This is a genomic window from Streptomyces sp. AHA2, assembly GCF_036857595.1.
In the GTDB taxonomy this organism is placed as follows: Bacteria; Actinomycetota; Actinomycetes; order Streptomycetales; family Streptomycetaceae; genus Streptomyces.
The window spans coordinates 307,901-324,130 of the sequence record NZ_JAUQWJ010000009.1 but is presented as its reverse complement, the minus strand read 5'-3'; the positions used below and the strand labels follow the sequence as shown (position 1 = coordinate 324,130).

Annotated in this window: 14 protein-coding genes, 1 rRNA gene and 1 pseudogene; 13 read left to right on the top strand and 3 right to left on the bottom strand. The window is 74.7% G+C overall.

Going from position 1 to position 16,230, the window contains the following annotated elements; translation table 11 throughout:
- From rrf to Q5694_RS20935, 3 genes and pseudogenes are all read left to right on the top strand, one after another.
- Positions 1 to 74: ribosomal RNA gene (gene rrf, locus Q5694_RS34855) — 5S ribosomal RNA — on the top strand; the annotation flags it as partial.
- A 146-nt stretch (positions 75 to 220) separates the two neighbouring features.
- A pseudogene (locus Q5694_RS34850) lies at positions 221 to 868 on the top strand (tetratricopeptide repeat protein); the annotation flags it as partial.
- A gap of 486 nt (positions 869 to 1,354) precedes the next feature.
- A complete protein-coding gene (locus tag Q5694_RS20935) occupies positions 1,355 to 2,170 on the top strand; it encodes a hypothetical protein (protein WP_333934722.1) in 816 nt (271 codons plus the stop codon).
- Positions 2,171 to 2,235: 65 nt separating this feature from the next.
- Here the strand turns inward: Q5694_RS20935 and Q5694_RS20930 are convergent, their stop codons facing one another.
- Entirely contained in the window at positions 2,236 to 3,528 is a 1,293-nt protein-coding gene (locus Q5694_RS20930) for a DUF1015 domain-containing protein (RefSeq protein WP_333934708.1), read from the bottom strand.
- 73 nt (positions 3,529 to 3,601) lie between these two features.
- Between Q5694_RS20930 and Q5694_RS20925 the strand changes: the two genes are divergently transcribed.
- The 4 genes from Q5694_RS20925 (at position 3,602) to Q5694_RS20910 (ending at position 7,739) form a co-directional block, all read left to right on the top strand.
- Positions 3,602 to 4,633 carry an HAD hydrolase-like protein gene (locus Q5694_RS20925; protein WP_333934707.1) on the top strand — a complete coding sequence of 344 codons (1,032 nt, stop codon included), beginning with the start codon at positions 3,602 to 3,604 and terminating at the stop codon, positions 4,631 to 4,633.
- 111 nt (positions 4,634 to 4,744) lie between these two features.
- Positions 4,745 to 5,788, top strand: a complete 1,044-nt coding sequence (locus Q5694_RS20920; RefSeq protein ID WP_333934706.1) for a FecCD family ABC transporter permease — start codon at positions 4,745 to 4,747, stop codon at positions 5,786 to 5,788.
- Between the two features lie 41 nt (positions 5,789 to 5,829).
- Positions 5,830 to 6,825, top strand: coding sequence for a FecCD family ABC transporter permease (locus Q5694_RS20915; protein ID WP_333934721.1), 996 nt, complete (start codon positions 5,830 to 5,832; stop codon positions 6,823 to 6,825).
- Positions 6,822 to 7,739, top strand: a complete 918-nt coding sequence (locus tag Q5694_RS20910; protein ID WP_333934705.1) for an ABC transporter ATP-binding protein — start codon at positions 6,822 to 6,824, stop codon at positions 7,737 to 7,739. The genes Q5694_RS20915 and Q5694_RS20910 overlap by 4 nt, the downstream gene beginning before the upstream one ends.
- Here Q5694_RS20910 and Q5694_RS20905 read toward each other — a convergent pair.
- Positions 7,723 to 8,070: a sterol-binding protein gene (locus tag Q5694_RS20905; RefSeq protein ID WP_333934704.1), complete on the bottom strand. Its 348-nt coding sequence runs from the start codon at positions 8,068 to 8,070 to the stop codon at positions 7,723 to 7,725. The two genes, Q5694_RS20910 and Q5694_RS20905, sit on opposite strands and share 17 nt — an antisense overlap.
- A gap of 42 nt (positions 8,071 to 8,112) precedes the next feature.
- Between Q5694_RS20905 and Q5694_RS20900 the strand changes: the two genes are divergently transcribed.
- The 5 genes from Q5694_RS20900 to Q5694_RS20880 all read left to right on the top strand — a co-directional run bounded on the left by Q5694_RS20900 (position 8,113) and on the right by Q5694_RS20880 (position 13,495).
- Positions 8,113 to 8,388, top strand: a complete 276-nt coding sequence (locus Q5694_RS20900; protein ID WP_333934703.1) for a hypothetical protein — start codon at positions 8,113 to 8,115, stop codon at positions 8,386 to 8,388.
- Positions 8,389 to 8,395: 7 nt separating this feature from the next.
- On the top strand, positions 8,396 to 9,211 hold the full coding sequence (locus Q5694_RS20895; protein WP_333934702.1) for a TlyA family RNA methyltransferase: 816 nt from the start codon (positions 8,396 to 8,398) through the stop codon (positions 9,209 to 9,211).
- Positions 9,208 to 10,113, top strand: coding sequence for an NAD kinase (locus tag Q5694_RS20890; protein WP_333934700.1), 906 nt, complete (start codon positions 9,208 to 9,210; stop codon positions 10,111 to 10,113). Before Q5694_RS20895 ends, Q5694_RS20890 begins: the two co-directional genes overlap by 4 nt.
- Positions 10,114 to 10,285: 172 nt before the next feature.
- On the top strand, positions 10,286 to 12,004 hold the full coding sequence (recN, locus tag Q5694_RS20885) for a DNA repair protein RecN (RefSeq protein ID WP_333934720.1): 1,719 nt from the start codon (positions 10,286 to 10,288) through the stop codon (positions 12,002 to 12,004).
- A 348-nt stretch (positions 12,005 to 12,352) separates the two neighbouring features.
- On the top strand, positions 12,353 to 13,495 hold the full coding sequence (locus Q5694_RS20880) for a glycosyltransferase family 4 protein (RefSeq protein WP_333934699.1): 1,143 nt from the start codon (positions 12,353 to 12,355) through the stop codon (positions 13,493 to 13,495).
- A gap of 6 nt (positions 13,496 to 13,501) precedes the next feature.
- Here Q5694_RS20880 and Q5694_RS20875 read toward each other — a convergent pair whose 3' ends face one another.
- A complete protein-coding gene (locus Q5694_RS20875; RefSeq protein ID WP_333934698.1) occupies positions 13,502 to 15,145 on the bottom strand; it encodes a PucR family transcriptional regulator in 1,644 nt (547 codons plus the stop codon).
- Between the two features lie 127 nt (positions 15,146 to 15,272).
- Between Q5694_RS20875 and Q5694_RS20870 the strand changes: the two genes are divergently transcribed.
- Entirely contained in the window at positions 15,273 to 16,229 is a 957-nt protein-coding gene (locus Q5694_RS20870) for an LLM class F420-dependent oxidoreductase (RefSeq protein ID WP_333934697.1), read from the top strand.
- The last annotated feature ends 1 nt before the right edge of the window (position 16,230 follow it).

The window sequence follows — 16,230 nt, the reverse complement described above, 5'->3', positions numbered from 1 at the left end:
ACCCGGAAGCTAAGCCTTACAGCGCCGATGGTACTGCAGGGGGGACCCTGTGGGAGAGTAGGACGCCGCCGAACAATCTTTGGAAGGACCCTTGGTCCCAGCGTTCAGCTGGGACCAAGGGTCCTTTTTGTTTTTGCAGTGCGCGCCGGGCACCCGGCTGCGCGAGAATGACTTTGCGGTACCGAAGACAGGAGTCACCATGTCCACCAACTCTCCCGACGACCGACCGGAGCGCGACCAGCGGCGACGGGAGGGGGACCGGGGCGACCGCGGCTATCGCGGTGCTCAGCGCGGAGACCGCGGCGATCGCGGCGATCGCGGTGACCGTGGGGGCTTCCGCCGGGACAACGACCGTGGTGGATACGGACGTCGTGACGATCGGGGTGACCGGGGCGGCTTCCGCCGGGACGACAGCCGTCGTGACGACAATCGCGGTGGTGGCGGTTTCGGCCGACGCGACGACCGCGACCGTGATCCCCGCCGGGACGACCGGGGTGGCGACCGCCCCTCTTTCCGTCGCGACGATCGGGGTGGGGACCGGCCTTCCTTCCGCAGGGACGATCGGGGTGGTGACCGGCCCTCCTTCCGTCGCGACGACCGTGCGGAGCGTCGTGACGATCGGGGTGATCGCGGCGGCTTCCGCCGGGACGACAGCCGCCGTGACGACAACCGTGGCAGTGGGTACGGCCGGCGTGACGACCGCCGGGGCGATGAGCGCCGGGGTGATGACCGCGGGCCGCGCGGTGGCTTCCGGCGCGACGACCGTCGGGACGACAGGCGCGATGACCGGCGCGACGGTGACCGTGGCGGATACCCCCGCCGGGACGACCGTCGTGATGACCGGCGCGACGACCGTCGTGACGATCGTGGCTACCGGGGTGACAACCGGGACCGTGGTTTCCGTGGTGGCGACCGGGACCGTGGTTTCCGTGGCGACGACCGCGACCGTGGTCCCCGCGGTGACGACCGGGACCGTGGCTTCCGGCGCGACGACCGCGGCGGGTTCCGAGGCCGTGACGAGCGGCGTGGGGACGACCGTGGGGACCGTGGTGGGTTCCGGCGTGATGACGCCGGCCGGGGCGGGCGTCCCGGGTTCCGCCGCGACGACGGTCCCCGCACCGACCGCGGAGGCGACTTCCGGCGTGACGACAACCGCGGTGAGCGCGGCGAGCGCGGAGGCTTCCGCGGCCGTGACGACCGCGCGGGTCGTGGCCCCCGTCGCGATGACCGGGGCGGACGCCCCGGAGGGTTCCGGGGCCGTGACGATCGTCGTGACGACCGGCGCGGTGACGACCGGCGCGGTGGCGGACGCTTCCGTGAGGAGCGCGAGCGGGACAGGGAGCCCATCAAGCGGCTGCCGATCCCGGAGGACGTCACCGGCGAGGAGATCGACAAGGACGTACGGCAGGAGCTGCAGAGCCTGCCCAAGACGCTCGCCGACGACGTCGCCCGCAACCTGGTGATGGTCGCGCGGCTGCTGGACGAGGACCCCGAGGCTGCCTACGGGTACTCCCGGGTCGCGCTGCGCCTGGCGTCGCGTGTCGCCGCCGTGCGGGAGGCCGCCGGGTTCGCCGCGTACGCCAGCCAGAAGTACGGCGAGGCGCTGGCCGAGTTCCGGGCCGCCAAGCGGATGACCGGGAACATCGACCTGTGGCCCGTCATGGCCGACTGCGAGCGTGGGCTCGGGCGGCCGGAGAAGGCGCTCGACATGGCCGGTGCGCCCGAGGTGCACAAGCTCGACAAGGCCGGGCAGGTCGAGATGCGGCTCGTCGCGGCCGGGGCCCGGCGTGACATGGGACAGCTGGACGCGGCCATCGTGACGCTGCAGAGCCCCGAGCTGGCCGCGAACTCGGTGCAGCCGTGGACCGCGCGTCTGCGTTACGCCTACGCCGACGCGCTGCTCGCCGCCGGGCGTGAGGGCGAGGCGCGGGACTGGTTCGCCAAGGCCGTCGAGGCCGACCGGGACGGCAGCACGGACGCCTCCGACCGTCTCGCCGAGCTGGACGGCGTGGAGTTCGTCGACGTCATGGTCGAGGACGAGAACCAGGACGAGGAAGAGAGCGACGTCGACGTCGACGTCGAGGAGCGCGAGGGGGCGGACGTCGTCGAGGGCGCCGATGACGCCCGGGACGGGGCGGAGTCCGCGGACGAGTCCGAGAAGAAGGACTGACGGAGAGAAGCACGCGCGAAGGGGGCGGGTCCCGGACGGGACCCGCCCCCTTCGTCCGTCCGGTGTCAGAGGTCCAGCGCCCGCAGAACCAGGCCCGTCGCCGGTTTCGGGCCGAACGACGTGGACTTGCGGGGCATCGTCACGCCCTGGCGGGCCAGGTCGCGGACGACCTCCTCGCGCACCGGGTGCATCAGAACCGCCGTACCGCCGTCGCGTTCCGCCTTGTCGACCGTGGCGGCCGTGTCGTGGATGTAGGCGATGCGGTCCGGGGAGTCCTCCGGGATGTGCCAGACGTGCTTGAGGAGCGTTGCGTGCAGGACCGTCGCGTCCAGGGTGCGCCAGGCCGTGGGGCGGTCGGCGGGGATCGTGCGCTCCAGGAGCGCCGGGTCCGGACGGTCGGCCAGGTGGAAGGCGCCGTCGCCGGCGAGCAGGAAGGCGTTGCCCGCGCAGGCTGCGTCCGCCAGTGCCTCCAGGGCCCCGGACAGCGGGACTTCGAGGCGGCGTACGCGGAAGTGGCCTTGGAGGGCGGCCACGGCGGCGCCGACCGGGAGGCCGTGCAGGAGGCGGTGGATGGCGCGGACCCGCAGGGGATAGCGGGCCGTGTCGACCAGAAGGACCAGGCCGTGGTCCCACGGGCTGGGGGAGGGGTGCTCCGCGCGGAGGCGGCGGTAGGTCGCCCAGCGATGGTGGCCGTCGGCGATGAGCGCCTGCTGGCGGGCCAGGTCCGACCGGACCGCGGTCAGGTCGGCGGGATCGGTGAGTGACCACAGGCGGTGGCGGAAGCCGTCCTCGGTGGTGGTCTCCAGCAGGGGCGGCCCGCCCGCGGTGCGCTCGATCAGGTCCGCGGTGGCGCTCGTGGTGCCGTTGCCGCGGTAGGTGAGCAGCAGCGGTTCGAGGTTCGCGGAGGTGGCCCGCATCAGGTCCGCGCGGTCGGCGACGATGTGCGGCATGACGTCCTCGTGCGGCAGCACGACCTGCTCGGCCGGGTCGGACACGCGCAGGGCGCCGATGAGGCCGCGTTGCAGCATGCCCTCGCCGTCGCGCTGTTCGTAGACGTACAGGCAGGGGTCCGGGTCGGTGGCCAGGACGCCCTCGGACACCCAGCGGCGCAGGGTCTCGGCGGCCTGCTCGTTGCGGGCGCCGGGGGTAGCGGCCTGGGGGAGGATCAGGCGGACGATGTTGTACGGGTCGGAGGACTCGAGGTGGTGCAGGCCGTCGGGGCGCACCACGACGTCGTACGGCGGAGATGTGACGGCGGCAAGGCTGCCGACCCGGTCGGGGTCGTAACGAAGGCCTCGGAACGGGTTGAGTTCCAGGCCTCGGTGCGCCGTTGCCTCCGAGTGACCTGCTGTCTTCATCCCGGCATCGTACGGGTGTCGGTGGCATGCGGGATGATCGGGGGAAAGGCCGCCGAACGAGGAGCGATACGGGATGAGCCGGAGCGTCAGGACGAGGCCCGAGGGCAGTGGGCAGGCCCTGAGCGAGGCGTACGACACGGCGTTGCTCGACCTGGACGGTGTCGTGTACGCGGGCGGGAGCGCGATCGCGCACGCCGTCGAGTCGCTGGCCGTCGCCCGGGAGGGCGGGATGCGCCTGGCGTACGTGACCAACAACGCCCTGCGGACGCCGGACACGGTCGCCGGGCATTTGACGGAGCTGGGGATACCGACGGGCGCGGAGGACGTGATCACCTCGGCGCAGGCGGTCGCGCGGCTGATCAGCGAGCAGGTGCCGCAGGGGGCCCGGGTGCTGGTGATCGGGGGTGAGGGGCTGCGGGTGGCGCTGCGCGAGCGGGGGCTGGAGCCCGTCGAGTCGGCGGACGACGAGCCCGTGGCGGTCGTGCAGGGGTACGGAGGTCCGGAGCTGCCGTGGGGGCGGTTCGCCGAGGCGTCCTACGCGGTGGCCCGGGGCGTGCCGTGGTTCGCGTCGAACACCGACCTGACGATCCCGAGCGGGCGGGGCATCGCACCGGGCAACGGCGCGGCCGTGGAGGTCGTACGGATCGCCACGGGGGCCGAGCCGCAGGTCGCGGGCAAGCCGCTGCCGCCGATGCACCGGGAGACGATCCTGCGCACCGGGGCCAGGCGGCCGCTGGTGGTGGGGGACCGGCTGGACACGGACATCGAGGGCGCGTTCAACGGGGAGGTCGACTCGCTGCTGGTCCTCACGGGGGTGACGGACGGGGCGCAGCTGCTGGCCGCGCCCCCGCAGCACCGGCCGACGTACGTGGACGCCGATCTGCGCGGGATGCTCGGCGGACAGCCGGAGGTCGCGGAGGCGGGCGACGGCGGGTTCCGGTGTGGTGGCTGGACGGCGGCGGCCCGGTCCGGCCGGCTGGAGCTGGAGGGCGACGGTGAGGCGCTGGACGGGCTGCGCGCCCTGTGCGCCGCCGCGTGGACGACCGCGGGAGAGGGCGCGTGCGAGCTGGACGGTGAGAAGGCGCTGGCACGCTTGGGCCTGTGAGGAGATCCCTTCGGTGGCTCTTCGGACGACTGTCGGGGGCGTGCCGGGTACGTGGGGGGAGCGCCCGGCACCCGATCTTGTTCGCATGCGAGGGTAGGCTAACCTAACTGCGTGTTGGTCGAGAGTCCCCCTGAACAGCGCGCGGAGACCGCGCCCGCGCCCCCGAGACGACGGGCGGTGCGAGCCCTCGGGCTGCTGCTGTCCGTGACCATCCTGGTGCTCGTCGCGCTGGCGAGTATCGCGATCGGCGCGAAGGAGCTGTCCCTGGCGCAGGTCTGGCACGGCCTGTTCGCGGACTCGGGAACCTACGGGGACGTCGTCGTGGCCGAGCGGCTGTCGCGGACCGTCCTCGGGCTCCTCGCCGGCGCCGCGCTCGGCCTGGCCGGGGCGGTCCTGCAGGCCCTCACGCGCAACCCGCTGGCCGACCCGGGACTGCTGGGCATCAACGCGGGCGCGTCCGCGGCGGTCGTCACGGCCGTCACGTACTTCGGGGTCACCTCGCTCACCGGCTACGTCTGGTTCGCCTTCTTCGGGGCGGCGGCGGTCGGGGCGCTGGTGTGGTTCCTCGGCGGCAGCCGGGGCGCGACACCCGTGCGGCTCGCCCTCGCCGGTACGGCGATCAGTGCCGCGCTCTACGGCTACCTCCAGGCCGTGATGATCATGGACGAGGCGGCGCTCGGCAAGATGCGGTTCTGGACGGTCGGTTCGCTGTCCTCGGCGACCGACGCGACCATCGAACAGGTCCTGCCGTTCCTGCTGGCCGGCTTCGTCCTGGCGCTGGCCCTGGCACGGCCGCTCAACGCCATGTCCATGGGCGACGACACCGCCCGGGCCCTGGGCGCGAACCTGAACCGCACGCGGGCGCTGTCCATGCTCGCCGCGACCGTGCTGTGCGGGGCCGCGACCGCAGCCTGCGGGCCGATCGTGTTCGTCGGCCTGATGGTGCCGCACGTGGTCCGCTCCTTCACCGGGCCCGACCTGCGCTGGATCCTTCCCTACGCGGCGGTCCTGTCGCCCGTGCTGCTGCTGGGCGCCGATGTCATCGGCCGGATGGTGGCCCGGCCCGCGGAGCTCCAGGTGGGCATCGTCACCGCGATCCTCGGCGGGCCGGTGTTCATCTTTCTCGTACGACGGCGGAGGACGGCGCAGCTGTGAAGACCACCAACCGTGCCGTGCGGACCCCGGGCGGGTTGTCGATGCGCCTGGACGTGCGGGCCCTGATCGTCGTGCTCCTGCTGGTGGTGGCGGCGCTCGTGGCGAGCGTCGTGCTCATCGGCACCGGCGACTTCCCGATCCCGGCCGCCGACGTGCTGCGGACCCTGGCCGGCGAGGGCGACCCGGGCCAGGAGTTCATCGTCAACGAACTGCGGTTGCCGCGGGTCCTGGTCGGGCTGCTCGTCGGCGCCTCGCTGGGGCTGGGAGGCGCGCTGTTCCAGTCCATCTCCCGCAATCCGCTGGGCAGTCCGGACGTGCTCGGCCTCGGCCAGGGGGCGACCGCCGGGGCGCTCACGGTGATCGTGCTGTTCTCCGGCAGCGCCCACCAGGTCGCCCTGGGGGCGCTCGTGGGCGGTCTGGTGACCGGCTCGGCCATCTACGTGCTGGCCTGGAAGCGCGGTGTGCACGGCTACCGGCTGGTCCTGGTCGGCATCGGTGTCTCGGCGATCGTCACGGCGGTCAACGGCTACCTGCTCACCAAGTCGGACATCGTCGACGCGGCCCGTGCGGTGGTGTGGATGACCGGCTCACTCGACGGCCGCGACTGGAACCAGGTGTGGCCGCTGCTGGCGCTGACGGCCGTGCTGGTGCCGCTCGTCCTGGCCAACGCCCGCGGGCTGCGCATGATGGAGATGGGCGACGACGTCTCCTACGCCCTCGGGGTGCGCGTGGAGCGCGTGCGGCTGCTGCTGATGGTGGCCGCCGTGCTGCTGACGGCCTCCGCGACGGCCGCGGCCGGACCGGTCGGCTTCGTCGCGCTCACCGCTCCGCAGCTGGCCCGGCGCCTGACCCGCTCGCCGGGCCCGAACCTGGTTCCCTCCCTGTGCATGGGCGCCGCCCTGCTGGTCGTCGCCGACCTGGTCTCGCAGCGGGCGTTCGGCGCCGAGCGACTGCCCGTCGGCGTGGTCACCGGTGTGCTCGGCGGTGTCTACCTGCTGTGGCTGCTGGTCAGCGAGCGCAGGGCGGGCCGGATATGAGCGTCGCCCCGGACACCGGCCGTGGCGCCGGCAGCGGACCGAACAACCGAAGGAGCCCCGTGAACCGCCTGTCCGCCGAGAGCGTCACCCTGGCCTACGACCAGCGGGTGATCGCCGAGCAGTTGTCGGTGGAGATACCCGACCACTCCTTCACCGTGATCGTCGGGCCCAACGCGTGCGGCAAGTCCACGCTGCTGCGGGCGCTGTCGCGGATGCTCAAGCCGAACCGGGGCCGGGTCCTGCTGGACGGGCAGGTCATCCAGTCCATGCCGGCGAAGAAGGTCGCGCGCACCCTGGGTCTGCTGCCGCAGTCGTCGATCGCGCCCGACGGCATCACCGTCGCGGACCTCGTCGGGCGCGGCCGCTACCCGCACCAGGGCATCCTGCGCCAGTGGTCCGCCGAGGACGAACGGGTCGTACAGGAGTCCATGCGGCAGACGGGCGTGGCCGAGCTCGCCGACCGCTACGTCGACGAGCTGTCGGGCGGGCAGCGCCAGCGCGTGTGGATCGCCATGGCGCTCGCCCAGCAGACGCCGTTGCTCCTGCTCGACGAGCCGACGACGTTCCTCGACATCCAGCACCAGATCGACGTGCTGGACCTGTGCGCTCAGCTGCACGAGGAGCAGGGCCGCACGCTCGTCGCCGTGCTGCACGACCTCAACCACGCCGCCCGCTACGCGACCCACCTCATCGCGCTGCGCGGGGGCCGGGTCGTCGCCGAGGGGGCGCCGAAGGACGTCGTGACGGCCGGGCTGGTGGAGGAGGTCTTCGGGCTGCGCTGCCAGGTCATCGACGACCCGGAGACCGGCACTCCGCTGGTGGTGCCCGCCGCGCGCCGGGCACGCGCCGGTGCGGCAGCCGGGAGGGCCGAGGGCGCGGCGGCGGGCGGGACCGCTGCTAGAGAAGCTTCCTGAGCTGGAGCAAGTCCCGCACGCCCGCGTGCAGTTTCACCCGGCCCGATCCCCAGGCCTTGGCGAAGTTCAGCTCGCCGCCGACCAGCGCCACCAGGTCGTCGCCGGTCATGGCGAGCCGGATCTCGGCCCTGCCGGGCGGCGGGCCGGGCACGGTGTCGTGCACCTCGATGCGCCCGCCGCGCATCCGGCCCGCGAACGTTACGTCCAGGTCGGTGATGTGGCAGCTCACCGAGCGGTCCAGGGCCGCGGCCGCGCGGACGTCCCCTTCGGCGTGCTGCATGGTGTCCGAGAGCTTGTCGAGTGCGCTGCGGCACTCCTCGATCGTGGCCATCGCGATCGACGGTACCGCAGCGGTTCGCGGTAGCGTCGGGGCATGGACGACGCAGTACCCGGGACGCCGCCGGCCGCGGAGGAAGAGCCCGCCGCCGACCCTGCTGCCCCCGCCCCCCTGAACGTGCCCCGCACCCCCACGGGCGACCCCGGCGTGGACGCGGCCCTGGAGCGGCTCGGGGACGCCGACCACCTCGCCACGGACGGGCACGTCGAGGTGTACGAGGATGTACACCGGGGGCTGCGCGACGCGCTCACCGCGCTGGACGCACGCCCGGGACCCCCGGCGCCCCCCTCGCCGCATGGACCTAGGAGCTGAACCGAACGTGGCAGGAGTCGCACGCCGTCGTCTCGACGCGGAGCTGGTCCGCCGGAAGCTCGCCCGCTCGCGCGAGCACGCCGGCCAGCTGATCGCCGCCGGGCGCGTCTCCGTCGGCAAGACCGTCGCGACCAAGCCCGCCACCCAGGTGGAGACGGCGGCCGCCATCGTGGTGGCCCAGGACGACAGCGATCCCGACTACGTCTCCCGCGGCGGCCACAAGCTCGCCGGCGCGCTCGAGGCTTTCGTGCCGAAGGGGCTGGCCGTCGGGGGGCGCAGGGCGCTCGACGCGGGCGCGTCCACCGGCGGTTTCACCGACGTCCTGCTGCGGGCGGGCGCCGCCCACGTCGTCGCCGTGGACGTCGGCTACGGCCAACTCGCGTGGTCCCTGCGGAACGATGAACGCGTCACCGTCAAGGACCGTACGAACGTACGCGAGTTGACGCTTGAAGCGATCGATGGGGAGCCTGTGGATCTTGTCGTGGGGGATCTGTCCTTCATCCCGCTCGGGCTGGTCCTGCCCGCCCTGGTGCGGTGCGTGAAGCCGGACGCCGACCTGGTGATGATGGTCAAGCCGCAGTTCGAGGTGGGCAAGGAACGGCTCGGCAGCGGTGGGGTCGTCCGCAGCCCCCAGTTGCGGGCCGAGGCGGTCCGGGGGGTGGCCGAGAAGGCGTGGGGGCTGGGGCTCGGGGTGGAGGGCGTGACGGCCAGTCCGCTGCCCGGGCCGTCGGGGAATGTCGAATACTTCTTGTGGCTGCGGGCCGGTGCAGCGGAACTGGACCCGGCCGACGTCGACCGAGCAGTGGCGGAGGGGCCGCGTTGACCGAGAACCGAGCTCGTACTGTTTTCCTGCTCGCCCACACGGGCCGGCCCGCAGCCGTGCGCAGCGCCGAACTCGTCGTGAAGGGGCTGCTGCGCTCCGGCCTGGGTGTGCGCGTCCTGGAGGACGAGGCGCGGGACCTGCCGCTGCCGGACGAGGTGGTCCTGGTCAAGGAGGCGACCCCGCAGTGCCTCGACGGGTGCGAGCTGCTCATCGTGCTGGGCGGCGACGGCACGCTGCTGCGCGGCGCCGAGTTCGCCCGGGCGTCCGGAGTGCCGATGCTCGGCGTCAACCTCGGGCGGGTCGGGTTCCTCGCGGAGGCCGAGCGGGACGACCTCGACAAGGTCGTCGACCGGGTGGTGAGCAAGGCGTACGAGGTCGAGGAGCGGATGACCGTCGACGTCGTGGTGCACCAGAACGGCGACATCGTGCACACCGACTGGGCGCTGAACGAGGCGGCCGTGCAGAAGGTGTCCGCCGAGCGGATGCTGGAGGTCGTCCTGGAGATCGACGGGCGGCCGGTGACGGGGTTCGGCTGCGACGGCATCGTCTGCGCCACGCCGACGGGGTCGACGGCGTACGCGTTCTCGGCGGGCGGGCCGGTGGTGTGGCCGGAGGTGGAGGCACTGCTGATGGTGCCGATCTCCGCGCACGCGCTGTTCGCCAAGCCGCTGGTGACCTCGCCGGACTCCGTGCTGGCCGTGGAGGTGCTGCCGCACATTCCGCCGGGTGTGCTGTGGTGCGACGGGCGGCGGACCGTGGAGCTGCCCGCGGGCGCGCGGGTGGAGGTGCGGCGGGGTGCCGTGCCGGTGCGGCTGGCCCGGCTGCACCACGCCTCGTTCACGGACCGGCTGGTGGCGAAGTTCGCGCTGCCGGTGTCCGGGTGGCGGGGCGCGCCTCACTAGCGCGCGGGTGGGGGCGGTCGCGGAGCGTCGAAGGGTGCGGGTGAATCGTGGTCGGTCCCGCGGTTCACCGCGCCCCGCGCCCCTGAGCCTGATCCACTCGCGTGGGTGACAAGACCGGGCCGGTCGCAATCCCCGGCCCGGACCTCGTAAGGTCGTGTCCGTGTTGGAGGAGATGCGGATACGGTCGCTCGGTGTGATCGACGACGCCGTGGTCGAGCTGTCGCCGGGATTCACCGCGGTCACCGGTGAGACGGGTGCGGGCAAGACCATGGTCGTCACCAGCCTGGGGCTGCTCCTGGGCGGGCGGGCCGACCCGGCGCTCGTGCGCATCGGGGCCGGCAAGGCGGTCGTGGAGGGACGGATCACCGTGCCACCGGACGCCGCGGCCGCCGTGCGCGCCGAGGAGGCCGGGGCCGAACTCGACGACGGAGCGCTGCTGATCAGCCGCACCGTTTCCGCCGAGGGGCGCTCGCGGGCGCACCTGGGCGGACGCAGCGTGCCCGTGGGCGTGCTGGCGGAGCTGGCCGACGAGCTGGTGGCCGTGCACGGGCAGACCGACCAGCAGGGGCTGCTGAAGCTGTCCCGGCAGCGGCAGGCGCTCGACCGGTACGCGGGCGACGCGGTCGCCGTGCCGCTGGCCAAGTACGGCGAGGCGTACAAGCGGCTGCGGGCCGTCTCGGCCGAGCTGGAGGAGATCACCACCCGCGCCCGGGAGCGGGCCCAGGAGGCCGACCTGCTGCGCTTCGGCCTCGACGAGATCGCCGCCGTCGAACCCCGGCCCGGCGAGGACGTGGAGCTGGCCGAGGAGGCCGAGCGGCTCGGGCACGCCGAGGCGCTGGCCTCCGCCGCCGCGGCCGCGCACGCCGCGCTCGCGGGCAATCCGGAGGATCCCGAGGGCGTGGACGCCGGGACGCTCGTCGCGGGCGCCCAGCGGGCCCTGGACGCCGTGCGGGCGCACGATCCGGCACTGGCCGCCCTGGCCGACCGCATCGGCGAGATCGGGATCCTGCTGCGCGACGCGGCCGGGGACCTCGCCGGGTACGCCGACGACCTGGACGCCGACCCGCTGCGGCTGGCCGCCGTCGAGGAGCGGCGGGCCGCCCTGACCGGGCTGACCCGCAAGTACGGCGAGGACATCGCCTCCGTGCTGGCCTGGGCGGAGGACAGCGCCACCCGGCTGACCGAGCTCGAGGGCGACGACGAGCGGATCGGGGAGCTGACCGCCGAGCGGGACGCGCTGCGCGGTGAGCTGGGCGGGCTCGCGCAGGCGCTGACGGACGCCCGGACCGAGGCGGCCGAACGGTTCGCCGCCGCCGTGACCGCGGAGCTGGCCTCGCTCGCCATGCCGCACGCGCGGGTGTCGTTCGAGATCCGGCAGACCGAGGACCCCGAGGGCGTCGAGGTCGGCGGACGCCCGGTGGCGTACGGACCGGCCGGTGCCGACGAGGTCGAGCTGCTGCTGGCCCCGCACCCCGGCGCACCGCCCCGGCCCATCGCCAAGGGCGCATCCGGCGGTGAGCTGTCCCGCGTGATGCTGGCCGTGGAGGTGGTCTTCGCGGGGACGGACCCGGTGCCCACGTACCTCTTCGACGAGGTCGACGCCGGCGTCGGCGGCAAGGCGGCCGTCGAGATCGGGCGGCGGCTCGCGCGGCTGGCGAAGAACGCGCAGGTCGTGGTCGTGACGCACCTGCCGCAGGTGGCGGCCTTCGCCGACCGGCAGTTGCTGGTCGAGAAGACCGACGACGGGTCCGTGACCCGCTCCGGCGTGAAGGTCCTGGAGGGCGAGGACCGGGTCCGGGAGCTGTCCCGGATGCTGGCCGGCCAGGAGGACTCGGAGACGGCCCGGGCGCACGCCGAGGAACTGCTGGCGACGGCCAGGGCGGACGGGTAGTCCCGGGCGGTCCGGGACGGAGGGCCGGGACCAGCCGGGCCGGTGGTCGAGGTCGTCCGGGCCGATGGTCGGGGCAGCCCGGGCCGATGATCGGGGCGTCCGGGCCGATGGTCGGGGCAGCCCGGACGGTGGCGCGGTCGGGTGGTCGCGCGGCCGGTGCGGGCCGGTCACCCAAGTTCACTCGTGTGGGTGACCTCGGCCCCGTGGGTTCCCCCGTAAGGGCGCCCTGGGTCCGCGTCGCCGGGGCTCCCGGCGTTCCCGGAACCCCCTCGCCTCCTGGCATGCTTGGCGGAGTACGCGCCGAGACCGCGTCGTGACCGCCCGACCCGAACCAGGAGCCCCGGCCACGTGACCCCCGTGAGCAGCCACTCACCGCACGGCCAGTCGCCGCTGCGCACCGTGCAGGTGCTCGGCGGGGGCAACGCCGCGAGCAGTGCGCACGTGCGCTCGCTGACCGCGGGGCTCGTCGCGCGGGGCGTGCGGGTCACGGTCTGCGCCCCCCACGAGGCCGACCGCTCCTACGACTTCAGCGGCGCCGGGGCCGACCACGTCCACGTGCCGCGCAGCAGCGACCCGGTGGCGGTGGCCGCCCTGCGGGCCGCCTGCGCCGATGCCGACCTGGTGCACGCGCACGGCCTGCACGCCTCCTTCCGCACCGTGCTCGCCCTCAGCGGCCGGCGTGTGCGGACGCCGCTGGTCGTGACGTGGCACGACCGGGCGCACGCCGAGGGGGCGCGCGCCCAGTTGCTGCGGATGCTGGAGAGGCGCGTCGTGAGGGCGGCCACCGTAGTGCTGGGCACCTCCTCGGCGCTCGTGGACCGGGCCCGGCGCACCGGCGCGCGCGACGCCCGGCTCGCGGCGGTCGCGCTGCCCGGCCCGCGCAGGCCCCTCGAACCCGACGACCCCGACCGGCTGCGCCCCAAGGTGCGCGCCGAACTCGGCTCCATCGGACGGCCGTTGCTGATGGCCGTCGGCTCCCTGGAACGCCACCGCGGCTACGACGTGCTGCTGGACGCCGCGCGCGCGTGGCGCCGCCTGGATCCGGTGCCCCTGGTCGCGATCGCGGGGGAGGGGCCGCTGCGCGGTGAACTCCAGACCAGGATCGAGCGGGAGGGCCTGCCGGTCCGGCTCCTCGGGCGGCGCGCGGACATCACCGATCTGCTCGCCGCGGCCGACCTCGCCGTGCTGCCGAGCCGGTGGGAGGCTCGCCCCGTCCTCGCCCAGGAGGCCCTTCACGCGCGCGTGCCGCTCGTGGCGTCGGCCGTGGGCGGCATCCCCGAACTCGTCGGCGACGCGGCCGAACTCGTCCCCGGCGGCGACGCCGGAGCCCTCGCCGACTCCGTCGTACGGCTGCTCGGCGACCCCGCCCGCCGCGAGCTGCTGCGCGCCAGGGGGACCCGGCAGGCGGCGACCTGGCCGACCGAGGACGAGACGGTCGCCCAGGTGCTCAGCGTGTACGACGAGCTGACGCAGCCCCAGCCGCTGGCCTGAGACGCCCTACTGCACGTGCCGGCGGGCGCGCAGGGCCAGGCTCAGGGCGAGGACCGTCTGCGGGTCGTCCAGGTCCGTGCCCAGCAGCTCCCCGATGCGTGCCAGCCGGTTGTAGAGGGTCTGCCGGTTGAGGTGCAGCTCCCGGGCCGTCTCCGCCTTCCGGCCGGCGTGCGCGAGGTACGTCGCCAGGGTGGGCAGCAGCGGCGGCTTGGAGCGCCGGTCGTGCTCCAGGACCGGCCCGAGTGCCCGGTCGACGAACGCGGCCAGGTCCGGCTGGTCGCGCAGCCGCCACAGCAGCAGGTCGATGTCGAGGCGGCGGGCGTCGTACCAGGGCCGGTCCGGCAGTCCCCGGGCCGCGGTCGCCGTCTCGGCCGCGTGCCGCAGCCCCGAGGCCACCGCCGTCCAGCCGCCGCCCAGCCCCACGACCACCACGGGCGGCTGCGCGCCCGGCCGCAGCATCCCGGCCCGCCCCACCCCGGCCCGCAGGGCCGCCGCGACCCGGTCCGCGACCGTCTCCCGCTCCGACTCCGCGCGCAGCCCCAGCAGTACCAGCAGCCGCCCTTCCACCGGCCGCACCCCGAGCAGCACCGGCACGCCCACCGCGGAGAGCTCCTCCGACACCGCCCTCGCCAGCACCGCCCAGCCGCCGCCGGACGGCAGGGCGTCCCCGAGGCGCATGACCACCGGCAGCAGCGGCCCCTCGCCCGGCCGGAAGCCCAGCACCCGCGCCTGCGCCGGCGCGTCCTGTGCCGTGACCCGGCCCTCGGCCAGGTCGGTGAGGAAGTCGCCGCGCCCGCGCGCCGCCAGTTCCTCCTCCTGCCGGGCCTGCATCAGCACCACCGCGAGGATCCCCGCGGCCCGTTCGGCGGCCATCCGATGCAGGGGCGTCAGGGCGGCGCGCACGGGCAGCAGGACCAGCCGCGCGCGGACACCACCGCTGCCGGGTCCGCCGCCCGGTACGTCGACCAGGACCGAACCGGCCGGCGGGGCTCCGTCCTTGTGCTGGCCGCGCAGCCCCTCCCACACCTGCAGCGGGTCGGCGCCCTCGGGCCCGGCACCGGCGGCGTAGAGCAACTGCCCTTCCGCCGTCTCCAGGAAGACCGGGTTGTGGGCGAAGTCCGCCAGGATGCCCAGCACCTGGGGCACCCCGCCCCCGCCCAGCACGGCCCGCGTGCACCGCCGGTGCACCTCCTCGGCCCGCTGGAGCAGGGCGTAATGGCCGTTGACGATCTCGGTGTGGACCTCCTCGGTGACCGTGACGAACGCCACCTCGCGGTGCAGCTGCACCAGGGGCAGCCCGGCCGCGCGGGCGGTGTCGACGAGGGCCGCGGGCAGCCGGGCGAAGCGCGGCCCCAGCTCCACCACCAGGGCGGCGATACCCCGCTCGGCCAGGGTGCGCACGAACGCCCGCTGTTCGGCGGGGCGCGTGCCGAGGCCGTAGCCGGTGGTCAGCAGGAGTTCGCCGCCCTTGAGCAGCGAGGCGATGTGCGGCACCTCGCCGGCGTGCACCCAGCGCACCGTGCGCCCGAGCCGCTCGGCGCCCGCCAGCACCTCGGGCAGTCCGCTGCGCAACGCGGGCAGCTCCAGTGCCCGCTGCACGGTGATCCCGCCGCCGTGGGTGCCGTACGCGCTGTCCGTCCCGCTGTCCATGTGCCGGACGCTACCCGGGCCGGTGCCCCGCGGACATCTCCTGGGCGGCACCGAGACGATCACCGCCCCGCCGGGCACCCCGGTCCGCGCCGGATTACGGCGTGGCCGGCCGGGTACGGGCGCTGTCATGGACATGAGCGTGGTGGCGGTGGGGCGGGAGGACGACAGTCCGGTCGAGGAGCCGTTGCGGATCGCGGTGCTCGCCGACCGGCTCGGCTACGGGGAGGTGTGGGCGGGCGAGGGACCGACCTGGGACTCGTTCGTGCTGGCGACGGCGATCGGCGCGGCCACCGAGCGGGTGGCCCTGACGGCCGGGCCCGTGCCGGTCAGCGTGCGCGATCCGCTGACGGTCGTGCGCGGCGCGGCCTCCGCCGCCGCCGTCACCGGCCGGAGCGTCGGCGTCGCCCTCGGCACCTCCAGCAAGCGCGTGGTGGAGGGGGTGCACGGCCGTCCGCGCACCCGGCCCGCCGCCGCCCTCGCTCAGTCCGCGGCGGCCGTACGGGAACTGATGGACGGCGTGCCGGGCGAGCCGGTGGCGCCCGGCAGCGGCTTCCCGCGCCGGCTGCCGCCGCCCGGCGGCCCCCTCACCGTCGCCGCCTTCGGGGAGCGGGCGGTCACCGCGGCCGTCGCGCACGCCGACCGGATGCTGCTCGACGTCGTCTCGCCCGGGCAGGTGCGCATGCTGCGCGACCGGATGCTCACGGCCGCCGGGAAGGCCGGGCGCACCCCACCCCGGCTGGCGGCCTGGCTGCCCGCCGCCGTGGACCCCGAGCCGGAGACGGTCACGCAGATCCTGCGCAGCGTGGCCGGCTACCTGGCCGTGCCGGGCTACAGCGACATGTTCATCGACGCCGGCTTCGCCGAGGTCGTCGAACTCGCCGTCAAGGGCGCCGACCGGGACACCCTCGTCCAGGCCCTGCCGCCCCAGGCCGCGGCCACGGTCGCGCTCGTCGGCGACGCGGCCGCGGTCCGGGCCCGGATCGACGCCTACGCCGAAGCGGGCCTGGACGAGATCGCCCTGGTCCCGGCCACCGCGGGCGATCCGGCGGGGGAGCGCACGCTCACGGCGCTCGCCCCGGGGTGAG

What these genes read in the sequence shown, in the direction of transcription:
- Q5694_RS20930 (WP_333934708.1), bottom strand. Translation starts at nt 3,528, where the DNA reads ATGAAGACAGCAGGTCACTCGGAGGCAACGGCGCACCGAGGCCTGGAA.
- Q5694_RS20925 (WP_333934707.1), top strand. Translation starts at nt 3,602, where the DNA reads ATGAGCCGGAGCGTCAGGACGAGGCCCGAGGGCAGTGGGCAGGCCCTG.
- Q5694_RS20915 (WP_333934721.1), top strand. Translation starts at nt 5,830, where the DNA reads ATGCGCCTGGACGTGCGGGCCCTGATCGTCGTGCTCCTGCTGGTGGTG.
- Q5694_RS20910 (WP_333934705.1), top strand. Translation starts at nt 6,822, where the DNA reads ATGAGCGTCGCCCCGGACACCGGCCGTGGCGCCGGCAGCGGACCGAAC.
- Q5694_RS20905 (WP_333934704.1), bottom strand. Translation starts at nt 8,070, where the DNA reads ATGGCCACGATCGAGGAGTGCCGCAGCGCACTCGACAAGCTCTCGGAC.
- Q5694_RS20900 (WP_333934703.1), top strand. Translation starts at nt 8,113, where the DNA reads ATGGACGACGCAGTACCCGGGACGCCGCCGGCCGCGGAGGAAGAGCCC.
- recN (WP_333934720.1), top strand. Translation starts at nt 10,286, where the DNA reads ATGCGGATACGGTCGCTCGGTGTGATCGACGACGCCGTGGTCGAGCTG.
- Q5694_RS20875 (WP_333934698.1), bottom strand. Translation starts at nt 15,145, where the DNA reads ATGGACAGCGGGACGGACAGCGCGTACGGCACCCACGGCGGCGGGATC.
- Q5694_RS20870 (WP_333934697.1), top strand. Translation starts at nt 15,273, where the DNA reads ATGGACATGAGCGTGGTGGCGGTGGGGCGGGAGGACGACAGTCCGGTC.